The sequence below is a fragment of the Opitutia bacterium genome, from assembly GCA_016217545.1.
Classification (GTDB): Bacteria; Verrucomicrobiota; Verrucomicrobiia; order Opitutales; family Opitutaceae; genus Didemnitutus.
On the sequence record JACRHT010000009.1, the window covers coordinates 1 to 19,601 of the forward strand.

Sequence of the window (19,601 nt, forward strand, 5' to 3'; positions counted from 1 at the left end):
CGCAGGAGCGAGAAGGCGGTCATGTCGTAGGGATTCTCCGCGGACTTGTCTTCGATGAAGTCGCCGAAGCTCGTGTCGTCGCCGTCGCCGACGGGCGACTGGAGCGAGATGGGCTGTTGCGCCATCTTCATGATCTGCTGCACGCGCTCGACGGGCAGGTTCATCTCCTCGGCGACTTCCTCGGGCGTCGGCTCGTGGCCGAATTCCTGAAGGAGCTGCTTCTGGACCTGCATCACCTTGTTCAGCGTCTCGATCATGTGGACCGGGATGCGGATGGTGCGGGCTTGGTCGGCGATGGAGCGGGTGATGGCCTGGCGGATCCACCACGTGGCGTAGGTGGAGAACTTGTAGCCGCGGCGGTATTCGAATTTCTCGACCGCCTTCATGAGGCCCATGTTGCCCTCCTGAATCAGGTCGAGGAAGGAGAGGCCGCGGTTCGTGTATTTCTTCGCGATGGAGATCACGAGGCGAAGGTTGGCCTCCACCATCTCGGTCTTGGCTTGGTGCGCTTCGCGGATGTGCTTGCGACCGGTCTTGAGCGTTTCCATCAGCGCCGTGGGCGTGATTCGGAGTTCCTGCTCGAGTTCGCGGAGGCGGGCGTTGACGGCCTTCACGTCGATCGAGGCGTCCTTCTTCGACTTCGGGTGTTTGGCGCGCGCGAGGTCGTTGTTGGACTTCTCGATCTCCTCGATCTTCGGCGCGAACTCGATGAGGAAGTCCTCGAAGACCTTCAGCTTGAAGTAGAATTTGACGTAGTTCTGCTTGAGCACGTTGTCGCGCTTCTTGAAGCGGATCATCGCGTTCTTGCGGGCCTTCTCGTCGCGGGATTTCTGGGCGTCGGCCCAGGCTTCGGTGGCGGCGGCGTCGTTCTCGCGCGTGGACTGGACGAGTTTTTCGAGGCCCTTGAAGTAGGCGTCGCGGCTCTCGATCTTCTTGTCGATGACGAGGCGGTCGAAGCGCTCGGCGCGCTGGAGGAGTTTCTCACCGAGATCGGCGAGGTATTTGCCGACGGGGCCGATGGCGAAGAGCGCGGCTTGCGCGTTCATCTCCGCGGTCTCGATGCGCTTGGAAATCTCGACTTCCTGCTCGCGCGTCAGCAGCGGGACCTGGCCCATCTGCTTGAGATACATGCGGACCGGGTCGTCGAGGATGTCGTTGTTCGACGTGCGGGACTCTTCCTCTTCGGCCTCTTCCTGGCGCGCCTTGTAGCCTTCGACTTCCTGCGGATCGAGGATGTCGATCTCGAGGTTTTGGAGGACGGAGATGACGTTCTCGATGTCCTCGGGATTGTCGACGGACTCGGGCAGCGCCTCGTTGATGTCGGCGTAGGTGAGGTAGCCCTGCTCCTTCGAGAGTCGGATCAGGTAGCGGATCTTGTCGTTGAGATCGCCGGAGAGATTTTCGAGCGCCTTCTCCTTGAACTCCTTCGCGGCGTCGGCGACTTCGGCGAGTTGCGCGCTGGCCGGCTTTGCGGGCTCGGCGTGCGGCTTCTCGGCGTGTTTTTCCGCGTGCTTCTCCGCCGGATGCTTTTCCGGCGCGGCCTTCGCGGGAGCGTGCGCGTGCTTGGGCTCGTGGCCGTGTGCGGTCGGCTTGGCGGACGCTTCTTTGGCTTTGGTGGAAGGCTTGGCGGCGGGTTCGTGCTTGGTTTTGCGCGACATGGGCGAAAGGAAAGGGCTTGGTCTAAACGACGTGACAGTGAAGCAGTTGGGCGCGGGGGACAGCGTCAGGAAGCGAGAATGAGCTTCGGCGGATTTTGGAGCTGTCGAATGATATCAGCGCGTTGCTTCAAGAGTGAAAATAAGTGCGCGTCACCATTTGTGCCCTGAGAGGCTATTTCAAGTTCTATTTGCCTCAGCCGCGGCTCGAGGAAACGCCGGTGGAGCGCGCGCAGGCCTTCGTTGGCGAATTTCACGAGGTCCTCGTCACCCGGGCCCTCGAACATCAGCGTGGCGGCAAGTGACTTTTCCTCCTCTGTTTCAAGGAGTTGGTCGAGCGCTTCGCGTCCGGCCCAGCCGTTGTGCTGGGCTTCGGCGAGGACGCGATCGAGCAGACGGCCAGCGAGGGTCTCGGTGTCGATCCAATCGTGCGGCAACTGCTGCGAGAGGCCGAGCAGGAGCGGCTCGTGGTGCAGGCAAAGGTAGAGCAAGTGCTCCTCGGTGGGCTTGGAGTCGGAGATGGGCGAGGTGTTTGCGGGCGCGTCGGAGGCGCCGTTGCCATCGCGGTTTTGCGCGGCGGGCGCGGCGTAGCGGGCTTGGCTGGCTTGGCGGGCGACGAACGCACGCAAGTCGCGCTCGAGCGCCGCCGTCGGCAGGCGCAGGAGTTGCGCGACTTCGGAGACGAAGCCCGCGCGGGCGACCTCGCTCTCGGCCTGCGCGATGATCGCGAAAAGTTCCTGCGCGACGCGCGCCTTTTGCTCGGCGCCGGCCGCGCCGACGTTTGGCAACAAAGAGCGCACGGCGAACTCCATGGCACCGAGCGAATTTTTCCGCACCTCGTCGTAGGCGGCGAGGCCGCGCTCGAGAAACAGCAGATCGGGGTCGAGCTTCGACGCGCCGGCGAGCATGAGGAAGCGCGCCTCGAGTCCGGCCTTCAATGCGAGCGGCAGGAAGCGCAGCGCGGCCTTCTGTCCCGCGGCGTCGCTGTCGAAGAAACACTCCACCTGAGAGTGGTAGCGACGCATCAGCAGCAGCTGGCCGTCGGTGATCGACGTGCCTTGCGGTGCGACGGCGGTCTTCAAACCGACGCTCCAGCAGCGCAGCGCGTCGAGCTGGCCCTCGACCATCACGAACGGATGTCCGTCGCCGACGGCGGTGCGCGCGCGGTCGAGGTTGAAGAGCAAATTGCTCTTCGTGAAGATCGGCGTCTCGGGCGAGTTGACGTATTTCGCCTCGTGCGAGGCGTCGTCCTTCGGCGTGAGTTCGAGCTGGCGTGCGGTGAACGCGACGACGCGACCTTGATGATCGCGGATCGGAATCATCAAGCGCCCGCGGAAACGCGGCCGCATCGTCGCCGACGTCACGGGCATGCCGTCGCGCACGAAGAAGAGGCCGCATTGCCGCAGCGACTCGTCGGAGAAACGGCGCTTGATCAACGCCTCCGCCAGCCCGCGATCCTCGACTGGCGCGAAGCCGATCTTGAACTCGTCGGCGAGCTCGGGCGCGAATTTCCGGCTCTTCGTCCAGTAGTCGCGAGTCCAGGCGCCGTGCGCGTTCTGCGCGAGAAAGGCCTGGTGGTAGAAATCCGCCGCGACGTCGTGCAGGTCGAAGATTTCCTGGCGCAGCGAGCGCTCCTCGCGCGTCGGGCCGCCGCTGCCGGCCTCGTATTCGAGTTCGACGCCGAAGCGTTTCGCGAGCGTCTCGGCAGCCTCGGTGAATTGCAGGCCCTCGGTCTCCATGACGAACGAGAGGATGTCGCCCGCCTTGCCGCAGCCGAAGCACTTGTAGAAGCCCTTGTCGGTCGTGACGTGGAACGACGGCGTCTTTTCCGAGTGGAACGGGCAAAGTCCCTTGAAGCGATTCCCGCCCGCCTTCCGCAACGCCACCGTGCGCGCCACGACGTCGTGGATGTTCACGCGGAGCTTCAGGTCGCGCAGGCTGCTGGCTTTGATGACGGGCACGCGGAGACAGCACTAGACCCGCACGGCGAGGCGCGCCGAGGAAATTCTGCGCCCGGGTTGACGAAGGAGAGGCGAGGGCGGTCCCGCGATTCGCCACATTCGTCCCGCCGGAGACTCGGGTGCCACGCGCGGATTGCGACAGAGATTAAACTTTTCCGCGCCGGGGCGGTCTGTCAACGTGCGCCGCCCTTGCAACGGGGCGGTGCCACCCACCGTCTCACACTTACTTCATGACCTTGCTCTCCGCTCGCGGCCTCCGGCTGCTCTCGCTCTCCCTCGCTCTCGTCGGCGTCCTCGCGCGCGCCCAAAAATCCGAGCCCGCGGCCGCGCCGACCTCTGCTCCCGCGCCGGTCAAGCCCGCCGGCGCGCCGGAGGTGCCGGTGTGGGAAGCGAAGTTGCCGGACTTCAGTGAGGCCGCCTACCGCTACGCGGTCGAACAGGTGCTGCAGAAGGTCGAACAGACGAACGGGCATCCGATTCGCCCGGGCAAGAAGAACAAGGTCGGCCTGAAGATCTACGCTGACTCCGGTCCGGGCCTCGCGACGCCTTTCCCGCTCGTGCGCGCCGTGATCGAGTCGCTCGAGAAGCGCGGCTACCAGCGCGAAAACATCTTCCTCGTCGGCCTCAACCCGCTGCGCCTGCGCCTGACCGGTTTCCTGCCGTCGTTCGCGACCGGCGTGTCGCCGTTCCCGGGCCATCAGGTATTCGTGCTCGAGTCCGGCAAGTTCTACGATCCGGCTTGGTTCTACGACAGCCCGCTTCCGGCGCGCTTCGATCCGGTGACGAACGAGCGCGCGGTGGAGCAGGCCGCGGGCGGCAAGAACTCGTCGACGCTGGAGGAGGATCGCAAGAGCTTCCTCGCCACGCCGCTGTTCCTCGATGCGGATTTCTGGATCAACCTGCCGGTCTACACCGACCATCCCGTGCTCGGCGTGAACGGCGCGCTGGTGAACGCCACGCTGTGGAACGCCTCGAATACGTTCCGCTTCTTCAAGAGCCCCGCGACCGCGCCCGCGGCCGTGGCCGAGATGGCGGCGATCCCCGAGTTGCGCGAGGGCTGGGCGCTCACGCTCGTGAGCCTGCAGCTCTACCAGTTCATCGGCGGCCCGTATTTCAACTCCCTATACACGCTCTCGGAGCCGAAGCTCTGGGCCAGCGCCGACCCGGTGCTGCTCGACTCGCTCATGCTCGACAAGATGAACGCCGCGCGCAAACGCACAGGCTTCCCGCCGATCGACGAGGATCAGACGCGCATGCTCGACTTCGCCGTCCAGTTGGGTGTCGGCCATCGCAAGATCGACGGCGAAATCATCCGCCCGCTCGTCCAATAAGCCGCGGCGGGCGCCGCTACTTCGTGGTGATTTCCGCGGGCACTTCGCGGACGAGCAACTTGTAGTCGACCGCGGGGTCCGGCGTTACCATCGGCATTCGCGGTGGCACGAAAACTCCTTTTGCGATCGGCATGGGGGCGAGGCGCAGGACGTCCTTTTTCGGCGCGATGTGCATCGCGGGAAACTCGCCATCGCCCTGGGGCGTGATCGGTTTCGGATCGGGCAGAATCCACGGACGCGGGCTGGGGCGCCGCGGCGCCCGCGACGACGGTGCTTCGATCGTGATCGGCCCGAGTTCCGCGGCGCCGGACGAGAGGTCCGGCCGGAGCCGCCCATTCGGCAGGCGGAGGCGCAGATCGGGCGCCAAGATCGGATCGAGGACCTGATGTTCCTTGGTCGGATCGGGTGTGTAGCGCGCTTCCGCGGAGGCGCAGGTCGCGAGCAAGGCGACGGCGGTCAGGGCGATTTTCATGGGGTGGGAGAGGAGCGGCCCGCTCCCGCAATGACAGGCGCGGCGCGCGGCGGTTCAAAACAATTAATGGCCCGCCGCAGCGCCGCTACGGTCGCGCGCGAACTGTGTCCGGCCGGGACTTTCCCCTTGAACCTGACGCGCGTCCGGCAACGCTAACGCGCCGATGTCTTCCGCCGCCTACCTGCCGATTCTCGTCCAAGTGACGCTCGCCGCCGTCATCACCGGCGGCGTCGTGGCCGCCAGCCATCTCTTCGGCCAGCGCTTCAAGAAAAACGCCATCAAGGACTCGGCCTACGAGTGCGGCATCCGCTCCGAGGGCAGCACGCACACGCGTTTCTCGGTGAAGTTCTACGTCACCGCGATGCTCTTCATCCTTTTCGACATCGAGGTGGTGTTCCTCATTCCGTGGTCGTTCGTCTATCGCGATTTTCTCGCCAACCACATCGCGATTCTCGCGCCGATGCTGTTCTTCCTCGGCGTGCTCGTGCTCGGCCTTTTCTACGAAGTGCGCAAGGGCGCGCTTGAGTGGGAGAAGTGAGGCAAGTCCAGAGTTGAGAGCTGAGTGCTGAGACTTGAGAGTCACTCAGCCTCAATCGTTCCGCTGGTCGCCTCTCGACTCTCCACCCTCAACTCTCCGCTCTCAACTGTAGCAGCTCATGCGGCTAGACAAATACATCACTCGCAGTCGCGTCGTCGACCTCGCCAGCGCCGACATGGAGGGTGCGCTGGAGGAGTTACTCAACCTCACGGTCGACCGCTTTCCGGATCTCGACAAGGGCGCGCTGCTGAAAGGCCTGCTGCGCCGCGAGAACACGATGACGACCTACCTCGGTCTCGGCGTCGCGCTGCCGCACGTGCGCGCGAAGATGGGCCGCCGTTACGTCATCGCGATCGGCCGCAGTCATTATGGCATCCGCTACGACGGCGCCATCGAGAGCGAGCCGGTGCGGCTCGTGATCATGCTCATCGCCGACGAGCGCGCGCGCGATTACCTGCAGGTGCTCGCCTCGCTCGCGCGGTTGCTGAAGGAACAGGATTTCGTCGATAGCCTCGTCAACGCGCCCGACCTCGACACGGTCTACGAGCGTCTCTTCGCCGGCTTCGGCGGCATCTCGGAAAAACGCGTCCAGACCTCGTCCAATCGCGTCAGCCACATCGTGCTCAAGGAGGCGGAGAAGATCGCCCGCAGCACCGGCTGCAAGGCGCTCATGATTTTCGGCGACACGTTCACCGGCAGCTTCGAGACGCCGAAGTGGGCGAGTTCGCTGAAGACCTACCTCGTCACGCGCAATCTCGTCGACGGCGAGGATCATCCCGCGCGCTACAACGAGACGATCCAGGTTCGCTCGTTCTCGAACCAGCGGCTCGCGCAACTGCGCAGCGCCGTGCTCGTCGGCCTGACGCGCGGCACGATCACGTTTTCGGACCGCCTGTGTTGCGTCGGCGGCATGGCCGGTTCGAACCAGTTCGACACGGTCGTCGTCGTGGACGTGGAAAAAGAGTTTCAGACGCTGCTCTCCGGCCACGCAGACCTCTTGCCGGAGGACGTGAAGCCCGAAGTGCTCGAGCGCGTGATCGGTGTGGCCATGGAGCTCGCCGTTGAGGGCCGCGAAGGCCGCCCGGTGGGTTGCCTGTTCGTTGTCGGCGACAGCGCGAAGGTCGAGAAGGCTTCGAAGCCGCTCGTGCTGAATCCGTTCTATGGCTACCGCGAGGAGGACCGGAACATCCTGAATCCGTTCATGGACGAGACGATCAAGGAGTTCTCGTCGGTCGACGGCGCGTTCATCATTCGCGGCGACGGCGTCGTCGAAACCGCCGGTTCGCTGCTCCAAGCCGCCGATTTCAACCACTCGCTGCCCAGCGGCCTCGGCTCCCGCCACGCGGCTGCCGCGGCGATCTCGGTCGCGGCGGATTGCATTTCCATCGTGGTTTCGTCGAGCACCGGCCAGGTGACGCTCTTCCGTCGCGGCGTGATGATGCCGTTGACGGAGAAGAAGGTAACCGCCTGAGCGGGTGAGGGTAGGGTGCCGCTGACCCGGCAGTCTTGGCCTCTCCACCGAAGCACTCTGCGACGGAAGAAGTTTTCTGTTGCACGCTGCCGGGCCGGGGCTTTGCTCTCGTCCCTTCCAACCTATTTAAGTCATGCAAGAAACCGTCATCCTGGAGTGCACTGAGGCCCGCAAAGAGGGCAAACCCGTCTCGCGCTACCTCACCAAGCGCAACAAGAAGACCGTGACCGAGCGCATCGAGAAGAAGAAGTATAACCCGCACCTCAAGCGCCACACGCTCCACAAGGAGATCAAGTAAGTCTTCCGCCCGCACCCGCTCATCGAGGTGCCCGCAAATTTCAAAGGCCGGTCTCGCGACCGGCCTTTTGCTTGTCTGCTTACTTCTTCGCCGCGACCGGGGCGGGCACGGGATTGCCCGAGCCTTGCGCGGCGAGCTGCGCGCGGCGGTTCGCGCGCCACGCGTCGCGGTGCTTGCGGATCCAATCCAGCAGCGCGCGCTCGAAACCGATGTCGTAGCCGAGCCGCTCCGACTCGAGCCACTTGTGTTTCAGGATCTCCTCCCGCTCGGCGAGGAACTCCTGGTAGAGGCTCGACTGCTTGACGAACTCCTTGCTGCCTTTGCTGGCACTGATCGGGGTGGGCGTCATGGCAGTCGCGCAGGTCACCGGCGGCAAATCGGCTGCAGGGCGCAGCGAACGACTGGTTGCGAGAGGACCTTCATTGGCGGGTAACGTAGATTTCGGGGCCAGCGCGTGTCAACCGGCTAGACCTTCAATTTCGCGAGCATTGTTTCCGCGATCGAGCGGAAGACGCGGGCCGGTTTACTGTCCGGCTGATTAACCACCACCGGCAGGCCGCAGTCGCCACCGGCGCGGATCTCGGGATAGAGCGGGACTTGGCCCAGGAGCACTGTTCCGAGCGATTCAGCCGTCTCCGCTCCGCCGCCTTCGCCGAACAACGCCTGACGCTGACCGTTCGCGTCTTCGAACCAGCTCATGTTTTCCGCCACGCCGAGCAGCGGGACGTTCACCTTCTGAAACATCAGGCCGCCCTTGCGCGCCACGTTCGTCGCCGCCGTTTGCGGCGTCGTGACGAGCACCGCGCCGTCCAGCGGCAGCGTCTGCACGAGCGAGAGTTGCGCGTCGCCCGTGCCGGGCGGCAGGTCGACGAGCAGCACGTCGAGCTCGCCCCATTTCACGTTTTGCACGAATTGCTGGATGGTCTTCATCACCATCGGCCCGCGCCAGACGACCGGCGTGTTGTCGTCCACGAGGAAACCCATCGACATCACCTTCACGCCGTGGCGCTCGAGTGGCACCAGCGACTCGCCGTCGATCTCCGGCCGGCCCTCGATGCCCATCATCAGCGGCACGCTCGGGCCGTAGATGTCGCAATCCATCAAGCCCACGCGGCCTTCGCGTCCGCGCTCCGTCAAAACTTGCGCGAGCGCGCACGCGAGGTTCACCGCGAACGTCGACTTGCCCACGCCGCCCTTGCCCGAGGCGATCGCCACCGAGCGCTTGATGCCAGTCGGCGCCGCGCCGCCGCCAAGGTTGGCCTGGCCGGGCTTCGGCGGCGCCTTCGCGGCGGAGACCGCGAGCTCGACGATCACGTCCGTCACGCCCGGCTGCGCCTTGAGGCACTTTTCGATCTCCTGCTTCAGCATCGTCGGCACCTTCGGGTCCGAGGTCGTGATCGCGACCGAGACCTTGGCCGTGCCGGCGTCGAACGCCGCCCCGCGCACCAGTCCGAACGACACGATGTCGCGGCTGAAGCCGGGATATTTCACTTGCTTGAGCGCTTCCTTGATCGAGTCGGAGTTCACGGGAAATGGTGACGATGAAATGGCTTGGAAAACAGAGGGAGTTGAAGTTGTTCCTAAAGGGTCGGGAGTAAAATCAAAACCCGTCCGCTCGCTCACCATTAAAGCCTGTCCCCTTCTCATGCAGAAAACTTTCGCTCTCCTCCTCGGTCTCGCGCTCGCCGCCCCGGTCTTCGCGCAGCCGATCAACATTGGTTCGATCGACGTCGCGGCCGACACCTCCGCCTTCGCCGTCTCGATCAGCTCCAACACCGCCGAGCTGCAGAACCTCGCGCTGCAGGCCTTCAATTCCCACGGCAAGTTCCGCCTCGTGCAGAGCGGCGGCGCCTTCGCGATCCGCTTCGACAGCGCCGGCGCCAATCAGGTCACCGTCACCGTCTCGCAGCGCGGCAGCGCGATCTTCACGCAGACCGTCGCGGGCTCCAGCACGCGCAACGCCCTCCTCAAGGCCGCCGATGCCGCCGTCACCAAGACCACGGGCCTGCCCGGCATCTTCGCGGGCAAACTCGCCTTCGTCACCGACCGCGGTGGCCAGCAAACGATCATGACGAGCGACCTCTTCTTCGGCGACGTCCTGAGCCATCCCGTGCAAGGCAAGAACATCATCGGACCGCGTTGGTCGCCCGACGGCAGCCGCATCATCTTCACGAGCTATCGCACCGGATTTCCTGACATCTACCTGCTGAATCTCCGCACTCGTTCGCTCGACACGCTCGTCAGTTTCAAGGGCACGAACAGCGGCGGCCGCTTCTCGCCCAACGGCGATCGCCTCGCCATGGTGCTCTCCGGCGAAGGCAATCCCGAGATCTACGTCGGCAACGCGCAGGGTCGCCAGATCAAGCGCCTCACCAACAACCAATCCGTCGAAGCCTCACCCGCGTGGTCGCCCGACGGCGGTCGCCTCGTGTTCACCTCGGACGCCGCGGGCGGCCCGCAGCTTTTCGTGATGAGCGCCGCCGGCGGCCAGATGACGCGCCTCGCGACCAATATCTCGCGTTATTGCGCCGAGCCCGATTGGAGCCGCGCCGACCCGAACAAGATCGTTTTCACCGCCGGCATCGGCAAAGGCTACCAGATCGCCTTGTTCGACTACGCCGCGCGCACCGCGAAGCAGGTCTCCAAGGCGCCCTACGACGCCGTCGAGCCCGTCTGGTGCGCCGACGGCCGCCACGTCGTGTGCACGTTCCGCACTGCGACGAATCGCGCGCTGTTCCTCCTCGACACCGAAACCGGCAAAGCCACGCGCCTCAGCCCGAGCGCCGCCGGCAACGCCTGGGGCGCCGCCTACCTCGCGCCGTGATTCCATGAGAGGCCGAGGCGTCCCTCCGCAAGCGAATCGCGCGGCAGCGCGGGCAGGGCGCGCGCTCCGAGCGCGCCGTTTGGCCGCTCGCCCCCAGTCACGCCTGTGAGATTCCTCTTCATCGGCGACATCGTTGGCCGCCCGGGACGCGACGTCGTCGCCGCGCTCGTGCCCAAGCTGCGCGCCGAGCGGGGACTCGATTTCGTCATCGCCAACGCGGAGAACTGCGCCGCCGGCGCCGGCATCAACGGCCCGCTCGCGAAGGGCCTGCTCGAAGCCGGTTGCGACGCGCTCACGCTCGGCGATCACGTCTGGGACCAGAAAGGGTGGGAGAGCGAGATCGCCGGCTTCGATCGCGTCTGCCGTCCCGCGAACCTGCCCGCCGCGTGCCCCGGACGCACGCATCTCGTCCTCGAGAAAAACGGCTTTCGCCTGCTCGTCTTCACCGTGCTCGGCCGGAATTTCATGGGCCCGAAAGTCGATTGCCCGTTCGACACCGCGGAGAAGTTGCTCACGGAAAATGCCGGCAAGTGCGACGGTGCGCTGGTCGAAATCCACGCCGAAGCCACGTCCGAAAAGCAGGCGATGGGCTGGTTTCTCGATGGTCGCGCGACCGCCGTGCTCGGCACGCACACCCACGTCGCGACGTCGGACTGCTCGCTGCTGAAAAACCAGACCGCGTTCCAGTGCGATGTCGGCATGACCGGTCCGCACGACTCCGTGCTCGGCCGCGACACCGCCGCCGTCATTGCGCGCTTCCGCGACGGCATGCCGCGGCGCTTCGACGTCGCGAGCGGCGACGTGCGCCTCTCCGGCACGATCGTCGAGTTCAACGCCGCCGGCCGCGCCGAGAAGATCGAGTGGCTCACCCTTCCCGCATGAAGTTTCATCAACCCGCCGCGGACACCTACATCCCGGACGGCGCTCCCGTCGCCGCCGCGCTCGCGCGCACGACGCACCTGTGCCTCGCCGCGCACCAGGATGACATCGAGATCATGGCGCACAGCGCCATCGCCGCGTGCTACGGGCGCGCCGATGCGGGTTTCACCGGCGTCGTCGTCACCGATGGCGGCGGCTGCCCGCGCGCAGGCCGCTTCGCGACGATGACCGACGACGGGATGAAGCTCGTGCGCCGCGACGAACAACGCCGCGCCGCCGATCTCGGCCGTTACGCCGCGCAAATCCAGCTCGCGCACCCGAGCGGCGTCGTGAAGGACGCGAAAACCTCCGTCGTGGTGGACGACATCGCCGCGCTGCTCGCGACCATGTCGCCGCGCGTCGTCTACCTGCACAATCCCGCCGACAAGCACGACACGCACATCGCCGTTTTCCTCCGCTGCCTCGCCGCGCTGCGCGCGTTACCCGCCGAGAGACGCCCGCAGCAGGTCCTCGGCTGCGAAGTCTGGCGCAATCTCGATTGGCTCCTCGACGCCGACAAGACCGTCCTCGACGACTCCGCGCTGCCCGACGTCGCCGCGCAGCTCATTGGCGCGTTCGAGTCGCAGGTCGCCGGCGGCAAGCGCTACGACCTCGCCATCGCCGGCCGCCGCCTGGCCAACGCGACCTTCTTCACCTCGCACGCGACCGACAAAGCCAACGCGCTCACGTGGGCGATGGATCTCACGCCGCTCGTGCGCGATCCGCAGCTCAGCGTCGAGGCGTTCACGCTCGGCTACATCGATCGCCTGCGCGCCGACGTCGCCGCGCGCCTCAAGAAGTTCGCCTGAGTTCGCCCGCGGCCTCCGGGAGCGGGTTTCCCTCTTGTCTTCAAGTTGGAGGGCCGAGCTCGGGCGAGGGCGATGGCATCGCGAGTGATGCTTAACCGCCTCGCCGGCGCTCGGCCCTCCAAGGGAGCCGCGTGACGGGCTTTTTTCGTGTCTTTCGTGTCTTTCGTGGTTCTCTCCGGCCATGGTCAAAAGCACCGGCACCTACATCGGCGGGCTGAATTGCCAGCTCACGCACGGCCCGTCCGGCCAGATGATCGACACCGACGCGCCGAAGGACAACCACGGTCGCGGCGCGGCGTTTTCGCCCACGGACCTGTTCTGCGCCTCGCTCGGTTCGTGCATGGTCACGACCATGGCCATCGCCGCGAAAAATCGCCTCGGCCTCGACATCCCCGGAGTGAAGTGGGAAGTCACCAAGGAAATGTCGACCGACGCCCCGCGCCGCATCGTGCGCATCGCGACGCAAGTTTGGATGCCTTTCCCGAAGATGAAGGACCCTGAAGGCATCCTCGAACGCGCCGCGCTCGCGTGCCCGGTGAAGAAGAGCCTCGCGCCCGAAGTCGACACGCCCGTCGTCTTCCACTGGCCCGAGTGACGAGCGCTCGCGCGGCGTCGAAGCCCGGCGCGCGCCGCCTTGCATTCTCCGCCGGCGATGCCGCTTCCGGTAACCTAATAGGTTACTCGCCTCGCACTCGCCCAAAGACTGTTCAGAGGAGAACGCATGTGGCCCGGTAACCTATTAGGTTACCCGACGGCTGGCTCCGGCGCCCCGCCGACCGGGGCGACACGTTAGCGGCTTAGCTCGTAGCTGCCGTTGAAGATCAGCTCCACGTCGTCGACATGGATGCGGACCTTGATCTTGCCGGCGTGGTCGTTCGCGGGCTGCGCGCGGCCGGTGACTTTGCGGGGCTTCTTCTTGTGGTTCTGCGCGTCGCCCGTGAACTCCACCGTCTCGCCTTTCGCGAGTCGCGCGAGGTCGGCGTCCGTCACGGTGATCGTGATCTCGCCGTGCTCGCTCCACGGAAACCACGGGAAAACCTTTGCGTTGTAAGTCGTGCTCCACCGGTCGCCGCTGCGTTCGAACGTGCCCGTCGTGAGCGTCACGCTGCCGACGTAGATCGACGTCTTCATCGCCGGCACCGTGGCGCGCTTGAACGCCGCCTCCGCCGCGCGCGCGGGGAGCGTGGCGAACAGGCAGGCGAGGAGCACCGCGGCGAAACGCATGCCAGCAAGATGCCCCGCCGATTCGCTCCGGCAAACTCCAAGTGTCCGCGCTCGACGCGACCCAAAATCTCGTTGCCACGCCCGGCGGCGGGACGTTGCTTCGCTCTCCTATGGCAAAGAAAGCCCAAGCCACGTGGGGCGGACGGTTCTCGGCGGGTCCCGCCGAGCTGATGCTCAAGTTCAGCGAGTCGGTCTCCTTCGACTCGCGCCTCGCGCCGTTCGACATCCAGGGCAGCAAGGGCCACAGCGCCATGCTCGCGCACGTCGGCATCATCACCGCCAAGGAGCGCGACGCCATCCACGCCGGCCTCGACGCGATCCTCGCCGAGATCCACGCCGGCAAGTTCACGTGGAGCACGCAGCTCGAGGACGTGCACATGAACATCGAGCAAGCGCTCACCAAGCGCGAGCCCGCCGCCGCCAAGCTCCACACCGCGCGCAGCCGCAACGATCAGGTCGCGACCGACATGCGCCTCTACTTCAAGGCGGCCTGCACGGACATCATCCAGCGCATCGACGCCGCGCAGCGCGCCATCCTCGCCGTCGCCGAGGCGAATCCCGACGTGCTCATTCCCGGCTACACGCACCTGCAGCGCGCGCAGCCGGTGTTCGTCGCGCACCATCTCCTCGCTTACCTCGAAATGCTCCAGCGCGACGCGGAGCGTTTCGTCGTCGTGCAGGACCATGCCAACTGGTGCCCGCTCGGCTCCGGTGCCATCGCCGGCACCACGCTCCCGATCGACCGCGAGTTTACCGCAAAGCAACTCGGCTTCATCGACGATGCGGGCCGCCCGCGCGTCACGCAGAACAGCATGGACGCCGTCAGCGATCGCGACCTCTACATCGAGTTCGCCTCCGCGTGCGCGCTCGTCGGCGTGCATCTCTCGCGCATGGCCGAGGACCTGATTTTGTGGATGAGCGCCGAGTTCAAGTTCGTCGATTTGCCCGACGCCTTCTGCACTGGCTCGAGCCTGATGCCGCAGAAGAAGAATCCCGACTCGATGGAACTCATCCGCGGCAAGTCGGCGCGTCTCCAAGGCAACCTCCACACGCTGCTCACGCTCACGAAGGGCCTGCCGCTCACCTACAATCGCGACTTGCAGGAGGACAAACCGCCGGTCTTCGACAGCCACGACCAGACCGTGATCTGCCTCGAGGTGCTCGCGGGCACCTTCGCCGGGATGACTTTCAACCAAGAGCGCTGCGCCACCGCGGTTGCCGACCCTGCGTTGCTTGCGACTGATCTGGCCGACTACCTCGTGCGCGCCGGCGTGGCCTTCCGCGAGGCGCATCACGCGGTTGGCGCGGTCGTGAAGCTCGCCGAGAAAAAAGGCGTGCCGCTCGACCGCCTCACCAACGACGAGGTCGCCTCCGTGCATCCGAAGTTCGGTCCGGATTGGTCCGACTCGTTCGTCCTCGCGAAGGCGATGGCGCGCCGCACCGGCACCGGCATGCCCGGGCCCGCGCAGGTGAAGCGCCAGATCACGCGCTGGAAAAAACTGCTCGGCTGACGCCGCGCGTCGCCGTTCCGTTCATGCCTCGCATTCGCGTCCTCTCCGATCGCGTCGCCAACCAGATCGCGGCGGGCGAGGTCATCGAGCGGCCGGCGGCGGTGATCAAGGAAGTCGTCGAGAACTCCCTCGACGCCGGCGCCACGCGCATCGAGGTCGAGTTTCGCCACGGCGGACGCAGCTACATGCGCATCGAGGACAACGGCTGCGGCATGTCGAAAGACGACGCGCTGCTCTGCCTCGAGCGCCACGCGACGAGCAAGATCGTCGAGACGGCGGACCTCGACACGCTGCACTCGTTCGGCTTCCGCGGCGAAGCGCTGCCGTCGATCGCGAGCGTGTCGAAGTTCGAACTGCAAACGCGTCCGGCGGATGCGGCTGCCGGCACAGAGGTGCTCGTGAATGGCGGCAAGCTCGTGCACGTGCGCGAGTGCGGCGTCGCGCCCGGCACGCGCATCACGGTCACACACCTTTTCAATTCGGTGCCGGCGCGGCGGAAGTTCCTCAAGAGCGACGCCACCGAGTCCGCGCATATCATCCAGACCGTGCGGCTCTACGCGCTCTCGTGCCCGCAGACGGCGTTCACGCTGATCGAGGACGGGCGCGTGTTGTTCCAGTCGCCGGCTTGCACGACGCTCGAGGAGCGCGTGGCGGAGATTTTCGGCCGGCAGTTCACGACCGATTCGCTCGCGGTCGACGCGACCGACAACGGCCTGCGACTCACCGGCCTCATCGGCAAACCCGGCGTCTCCCGCGCCGCGCGGCACGAGATGATCACGTTCGTGAATCACCGGCCCGTCGATAGCCGCACGCTCAACTACGCATTGATCGAGTCCTACACGACCTCGCTGCCGAAGGGCCGCTATCCGGTCGCGGTGCTGTTCCTCGAGATGAATCCCGCGGTCGTTGACGTGAACGTTCATCCCGCGAAGCGCGAGGTGCGTTTCCGCAGCGAGGGCGAGGTGAGGGGCTTCGTCATTCGCACCGTGCTGCAGCGGCTGCGCGAATTCGGAATGGGAACGCCCGTCGTGGAGACCACGAGCCCGGAAACCGCGGCGCGCACCGCCGAGCGCCTCGCCGAGTGGCAGCGTGTGAGCACATTCGCGCCGACGCCGCCATCGCCCGTGACGCCGCCGGTCGTTGCGCCGGCGGCGCGCTCCGAGCAAGAGCGACCGGAGGCCGCGGGCCACCTTGCTCCGCTGCCGTCGGCGGTGACGTCGGGCATTCCACCGTCCGCGCCCAGCGCGGCTCACCGCGCGCTGCCATCGCGTCTCATTGGCTGGCGTTTCCTCGGCACGGCGCACGGCGATTTCGCGCTGTTCGAGTCGCCGGCGGGCGTCGTGGTCGTCGATCGCCGCGCGGCGCACGAGCGCGTCTGGTTCGAGCGGTTGCAGGCGCAATTCGCCGATGGTCGCGTCGAGAGCCAGCGCCTGCTTTTCGCGGTGCCGGTGGAGCTCGATCCGGTGGCCAGTGCGATGCTCATCGACAAGTTGAAGTGGCTCACGCGCCACGGCCTCGAGGTCGCGGAGTTTGGCCGTAATTTTTTCCGCATCGAGTCGGTGCCGACGTGGCTCGAGCCGGAGGGCGCGGAGCGTTTCCTGCGCGACGTGCTTGCACTGATGCGCGAGGGGCGGATCGACGAGCGCAACGCCCGGCTGGCCGACGACGAGTTCGCCCGCCTCGCCGCGCAGAAGGCCGTGCGCCTGCCCGAGACGATCGTGGAGGCGGACGCGCTGGCACTCGTGGCGCAGCTTTTCGCCTGTGTGCAGCCGCACACGAGCCCGGGCGGCCGGCCGACGCACTTCGAGCTGAGTCGCGGCGAACTGGCGCGACGTTTTCAGCGTTGAGTAACGCAGGCTTCCAGCCTGCTCCGATCAACCCATGAGGCAGGCGGGAAGCCTGCGCTGCGCCTGAGACGGTTTCCGTGCCCCATTCTAGGTCATGGCCCCGCCCCCCCGGCCCGGAATTTTCTTAGGCTTCGCGGAAAAATCCGGTCTGACACACGGGGAGCAGGAATCGCGCCTTGCGCCGGCTGCCGCTTCGGCTGTTGGATGCGCCCGCCATGTCCGCGCCTTCCACCGCCAAATCGAAGTCCAAGTCCGTCCGAAAATCCCTCAGCCCGGAGGCGGCGAATTTGCAGCGCTCCATCCTGCATTACCTCAAATACAAGATGGGCCGCGACGTCGAATCGGCCACGCGCCGCGATTGGTGGATCGCCACGGCGACCGCGATCCGCGACCGCATGATCGAGCGCGGCCTCGACACCTACAAGGCGCACCGCGTCGGCAACGTCCGGCGCGTCTACTATCTCTCGCTCGAATACCTCATCGGCCGCCTGATGCTGAACAACCTCATCAATCTCGGCCTGCTCGACGCGACTGTCGAGGCGCTCTCCGATGTGGGTCAGGACTTCGAGGTCATCCGCGCCCAGGAAGAGGACATGGGCCTCGGCAACGGCGGCCTCGGCCGTCTCGCCGCGTGCTATCTCGACTCGATGTCGACGATGGACCTGCCGGCGGTCGGCTACGGCATCCACTACGAGTTCGGCCTGTTTCGCCAGGAATTCGTCAACGGCCACCAGGTCGAGCATCCGGACAACTGGCTCATCTACGGCGCGCCGTGGGAGCTCGTGCGGCCGGAGTTCACGCAACCCGTGCGCCTCTTCGGCCGTTGCGAGCAGATCTTCGACGATCGCGGCAACTTCAAGTGGCGCTGGGTCGACACGAAGACGATCCTCGGTTTCCCGTTCGACATCCCCGTCGTCGGCTACGGCACGAAGACCGTGAACATCCTCCGCCTCTGGGCCTCGAAGGCCACGGAGGATTTCGATCTCCGGACCTTCAACGAGGGCGGCTACATCGAGGCCGTGCGCGAGAAGGCCTACGGCGAGACGATCTCGAAGGTCCTTTACCCGAACGACAAGACCGAGAACGGCAAGGAGCTGCGCCTCGTGCAGCAGTATTTCTTCGTGACGTGCTCGCTGCGCGACATCGTCCGCCGCCACTTCTCGAACCCGAGCAACGGCTGGGACAATTTCTCCGACAAGGTCGCGGTGCAGCTCAACGACACGCACCCGGCCCTCGCCGTGGTCGAGCTCATGCGCATCCTCATCGACGAGGAGGGCATGGCGTTCGACCGCGCGTGGGGCATCGTGACAAAGGTTTTCGCCTACACGAACCACACGCTGCTGCCCGAGGCGCTCGAGCGCTGGAGCGTGCCGCTCTTCCAGCGCGTGCTGCCGCGCCACCTGCTCATCGTCTACGAGATCAACTCGCACCTGATGACGCTCTGCGAAACGAAATGGCCCGGCGACAACGAGAAGAAACGCGTCGTCTCGCTCATTGAGGAAGGCGGCTCGCGCTACGTGCGCATGGCGAATCTCTCGGTCGTCGGCTCGTTCGCCGTCAACGGTGTCGCTGAGCTCCACACGCGCCTCCTCCGCGCGCAGCTGTTCCCGGAGTTCGACGCGCTCTATCCGGGCAAGTTCATCAACGTCACCAACGGCATCACGCCGCGCCGCTGGCTCCGCGCCTGCAACCCGCGCCTCTCCGCGCTCATCTCCTCGAAGATCGGAGACGGTTGGCCGCGCGACCTCGACCAGCTCAAGAAACTCGAGAAATGGGCTGACGACCCGAAGTTCCAGGACGAGTTCATGGCCATCAAGCGCCAGAACAAGGTCGACCTCGCCGCCATCATCAAACGCGACTGCGGTGTCGACGTCTCGCCTGACGCGCTCTTCGACGTCCAGATCAAGCGCCTCCACGAATACAAGCGCCAGCACCTGAACCTGCTCCACATCCTCGCGCTCTACCGCCGCCTGGTGCAGAACCCCGACCTCGACATCACGCCGCGCGTGTTCGTCTTCGCCGCCAAGGCCGCGCCCGGCTACGACCTCGCCAAGGCCATCATCAAGTCGATCAACGCGCTCGCCGCCCGCGTGAACCACGATCCGCGCGTCAATGGCAAGCTGAAGGTCGTCTTCCTCCCGAATTACCGCGTCTCGCTCGCCTCGCGCATCATCCCGGCCGCCGATCTCTCGGAGCAAATCTCCACCGCCGGCAAGGAAGCTTCGGGCACCGGCAACATGAAGCTCGCGCTCAACGGCGCGCTCACCATCGGCACGCTCGACGGCGCCAACGTCGAGATCGGCGAGGAAGTCGGCGCCGACAACATCTTCATCTTCGGCATGACCGTCGAGGAAGTGCAGGCGCTCCGCGCGAAGGGCTACAACCCGTGGGACTACTACAACGCCGACGAGGAACTCCGTGCCGTGCTCGACTGGCTCGGCTCCGACTACTTCGTGCCCGGCGAGACCCCGAATCTGCCCGCCACGGTGCGCAACAGCCTGCTTGAGGGCGGCGATCCCTACATGGTGCTCGCCGACTTCCGCGCCTACAGCGACTGCCAGGCGAAGGTCGATGCCGCCTACCGCGACAAGCGTCGCTGGGCGCGCATGGCCATCCTCAACACCGCGCGCGTCGGCAAGTTCTCCAGCGACCGCTCCATCGGCGATTACGCCGAGAAGATTTGGAATCTGAAACCGGTCACGGTCGCGTGAGGGTAGGGGCGGTTGCCCTCAACCGCCCTCA

At 65.7% G+C, this 19,601-nt stretch carries 17 protein-coding genes; 11 read left to right on the forward strand and 6 right to left on the reverse strand.

Annotated elements, in window-relative coordinates:
* On the reverse strand, window positions 1-1,658 hold a 1,658-nt coding region (locus HZA32_05315; GenBank protein MBI5423484.1), incomplete at its 3' end, for a sigma-70 family RNA polymerase sigma factor.
* A 65-nt stretch (window positions 1,659-1,723) separates the two neighbouring features.
* Window positions 1,724-3,616, reverse strand: a complete 1,893-nt coding sequence (gene dnaG, locus HZA32_05320; GenBank protein ID MBI5423485.1) for a DNA primase — start codon at window positions 3,614-3,616, stop codon at window positions 1,724-1,726.
* 230 nt (window positions 3,617-3,846) lie between these two features.
* On the opposite strand from dnaG, the gene HZA32_05325 reads away from it, so the two are divergent.
* Window positions 3,847-4,947, forward strand: a complete 1,101-nt coding sequence (locus HZA32_05325) for a DUF362 domain-containing protein (GenBank protein MBI5423486.1) — start codon at window positions 3,847-3,849, stop codon at window positions 4,945-4,947.
* Window positions 4,948-4,963: 16 nt separating this feature from the next.
* Here HZA32_05325 and HZA32_05330 read toward each other — a convergent pair whose 3' ends face one another.
* Complete coding sequence (locus HZA32_05330; GenBank protein MBI5423487.1) at window positions 4,964-5,419, reverse strand: hypothetical protein; 456 nt, start codon at window positions 5,417-5,419, stop codon at window positions 4,964-4,966.
* 163 nt (window positions 5,420-5,582) lie between these two features.
* Here HZA32_05330 and HZA32_05335 point away from each other — a divergent pair, with 163 nt between their 5' ends.
* From HZA32_05335 to rpmG, 3 genes are all read left to right on the forward strand, one after another.
* Window positions 5,583-5,957, forward strand: a complete 375-nt coding sequence (locus HZA32_05335; GenBank protein ID MBI5423488.1) for an NADH-quinone oxidoreductase subunit A — start codon at window positions 5,583-5,585, stop codon at window positions 5,955-5,957.
* A 118-nt stretch (window positions 5,958-6,075) separates the two neighbouring features.
* Window positions 6,076-7,428 carry a PTS sugar transporter subunit IIA gene (locus HZA32_05340; GenBank protein ID MBI5423489.1) on the forward strand — a complete coding sequence of 451 codons (1,353 nt, stop codon included), beginning with the start codon at window positions 6,076-6,078 and terminating at the stop codon, window positions 7,426-7,428.
* 133 nt (window positions 7,429-7,561) lie between these two features.
* Complete coding sequence (gene rpmG, locus HZA32_05345) at window positions 7,562-7,726, forward strand: 50S ribosomal protein L33 (GenBank protein ID MBI5423490.1); 165 nt, start codon at window positions 7,562-7,564, stop codon at window positions 7,724-7,726.
* 79 nt (window positions 7,727-7,805) lie between these two features.
* Here rpmG and HZA32_05350 read toward each other — a convergent pair whose 3' ends face one another.
* Both HZA32_05350 and HZA32_05355 read right to left on the reverse strand, forming a co-directional pair.
* Window positions 7,806-8,075 (reverse strand): hypothetical protein, encoded by a 270-nt coding sequence (locus HZA32_05350; GenBank protein ID MBI5423491.1) that lies wholly within the window; start codon window positions 8,073-8,075, stop codon window positions 7,806-7,808.
* Between the two features lie 116 nt (window positions 8,076-8,191).
* On the reverse strand, window positions 8,192-9,253 hold the full coding sequence (locus HZA32_05355) for an Mrp/NBP35 family ATP-binding protein (protein MBI5423492.1): 1,062 nt from the start codon (window positions 9,251-9,253) through the stop codon (window positions 8,192-8,194).
* Between the two features lie 118 nt (window positions 9,254-9,371).
* Here HZA32_05355 and HZA32_05360 point away from each other — a divergent pair, with 118 nt between their 5' ends.
* From HZA32_05360 to HZA32_05375, 4 genes are all read left to right on the forward strand, one after another.
* The gene (locus tag HZA32_05360; protein MBI5423493.1) at window positions 9,372-10,550 is read left to right on the forward strand and encodes a PD40 domain-containing protein; all 1,179 of its coding nucleotides are present in this window, start codon (window positions 9,372-9,374) and stop codon (window positions 10,548-10,550) included.
* A gap of 105 nt (window positions 10,551-10,655) precedes the next feature.
* The gene (locus HZA32_05365) at window positions 10,656-11,432 is read left to right on the forward strand and encodes a YmdB family metallophosphoesterase (GenBank protein ID MBI5423494.1); all 777 of its coding nucleotides are present in this window, start codon (window positions 10,656-10,658) and stop codon (window positions 11,430-11,432) included.
* Window positions 11,429-12,277 (forward strand): PIG-L family deacetylase, encoded by an 849-nt coding sequence (locus HZA32_05370; protein ID MBI5423495.1) that lies wholly within the window; start codon window positions 11,429-11,431, stop codon window positions 12,275-12,277. The genes HZA32_05365 and HZA32_05370 overlap by 4 nt, the downstream gene beginning before the upstream one ends.
* A gap of 181 nt (window positions 12,278-12,458) precedes the next feature.
* Window positions 12,459-12,872, forward strand: coding sequence for an OsmC family protein (locus tag HZA32_05375; protein MBI5423496.1), 414 nt, complete (start codon window positions 12,459-12,461; stop codon window positions 12,870-12,872).
* Window positions 12,873-13,066: 194 nt separating this feature from the next.
* Here HZA32_05375 and HZA32_05380 read toward each other — a convergent pair whose 3' ends face one another.
* On the reverse strand, window positions 13,067-13,501 hold the full coding sequence (locus HZA32_05380) for a hypothetical protein (protein ID MBI5423497.1): 435 nt from the start codon (window positions 13,499-13,501) through the stop codon (window positions 13,067-13,069).
* 110 nt (window positions 13,502-13,611) lie between these two features.
* Between HZA32_05380 and argH the strand changes: the two genes are divergently transcribed.
* From argH to HZA32_05395, 3 genes are all read left to right on the forward strand, one after another.
* Window positions 13,612-15,012, forward strand: a complete 1,401-nt coding sequence (argH, locus tag HZA32_05385; GenBank protein MBI5423498.1) for an argininosuccinate lyase — start codon at window positions 13,612-13,614, stop codon at window positions 15,010-15,012.
* Between the two features lie 23 nt (window positions 15,013-15,035).
* Window positions 15,036-16,859, forward strand: a complete 1,824-nt coding sequence (gene mutL, locus HZA32_05390) for a DNA mismatch repair endonuclease MutL (protein ID MBI5423499.1) — start codon at window positions 15,036-15,038, stop codon at window positions 16,857-16,859.
* A gap of 215 nt (window positions 16,860-17,074) precedes the next feature.
* A complete protein-coding gene (locus HZA32_05395) occupies window positions 17,075-19,570 on the forward strand; it encodes a glycogen/starch/alpha-glucan phosphorylase (GenBank protein MBI5423500.1) in 2,496 nt (831 codons plus the stop codon).
* Window positions 19,571-19,601: the final 31 nt, after the last annotated feature.

Excerpts from the sequence above, each read along its gene's own strand:
- HZA32_05325 (MBI5423486.1), top strand. The coding sequence starts at position 3,847 with ATGACCTTGCTCTCCGCTCGCGGCCTCCGGCTGCTCTCGCTCTCCCTC.
- HZA32_05330 (MBI5423487.1), bottom strand. The coding sequence starts at position 5,419 with ATGAAAATCGCCCTGACCGCCGTCGCCTTGCTCGCGACCTGCGCCTCC.
- HZA32_05335 (MBI5423488.1), top strand. The coding sequence starts at position 5,583 with ATGTCTTCCGCCGCCTACCTGCCGATTCTCGTCCAAGTGACGCTCGCC.
- HZA32_05340 (MBI5423489.1), top strand. The coding sequence starts at position 6,076 with ATGCGGCTAGACAAATACATCACTCGCAGTCGCGTCGTCGACCTCGCC.
- rpmG (MBI5423490.1), top strand. The coding sequence starts at position 7,562 with ATGCAAGAAACCGTCATCCTGGAGTGCACTGAGGCCCGCAAAGAGGGC.
- HZA32_05350 (MBI5423491.1), bottom strand. The coding sequence starts at position 8,075 with ATGACGCCCACCCCGATCAGTGCCAGCAAAGGCAGCAAGGAGTTCGTC.
- HZA32_05360 (MBI5423493.1), top strand. The coding sequence starts at position 9,372 with ATGCAGAAAACTTTCGCTCTCCTCCTCGGTCTCGCGCTCGCCGCCCCG.
- HZA32_05370 (MBI5423495.1), top strand. The coding sequence starts at position 11,429 with ATGAAGTTTCATCAACCCGCCGCGGACACCTACATCCCGGACGGCGCT.
- HZA32_05375 (MBI5423496.1), top strand. The coding sequence starts at position 12,459 with ATGGTCAAAAGCACCGGCACCTACATCGGCGGGCTGAATTGCCAGCTC.
- HZA32_05380 (MBI5423497.1), bottom strand. The coding sequence starts at position 13,501 with ATGCGTTTCGCCGCGGTGCTCCTCGCCTGCCTGTTCGCCACGCTCCCC.
- argH (MBI5423498.1), top strand. The coding sequence starts at position 13,612 with ATGGCAAAGAAAGCCCAAGCCACGTGGGGCGGACGGTTCTCGGCGGGT.
- mutL (MBI5423499.1), top strand. The coding sequence starts at position 15,036 with ATGCCTCGCATTCGCGTCCTCTCCGATCGCGTCGCCAACCAGATCGCG.
- HZA32_05395 (MBI5423500.1), top strand. The coding sequence starts at position 17,075 with ATGTCCGCGCCTTCCACCGCCAAATCGAAGTCCAAGTCCGTCCGAAAA.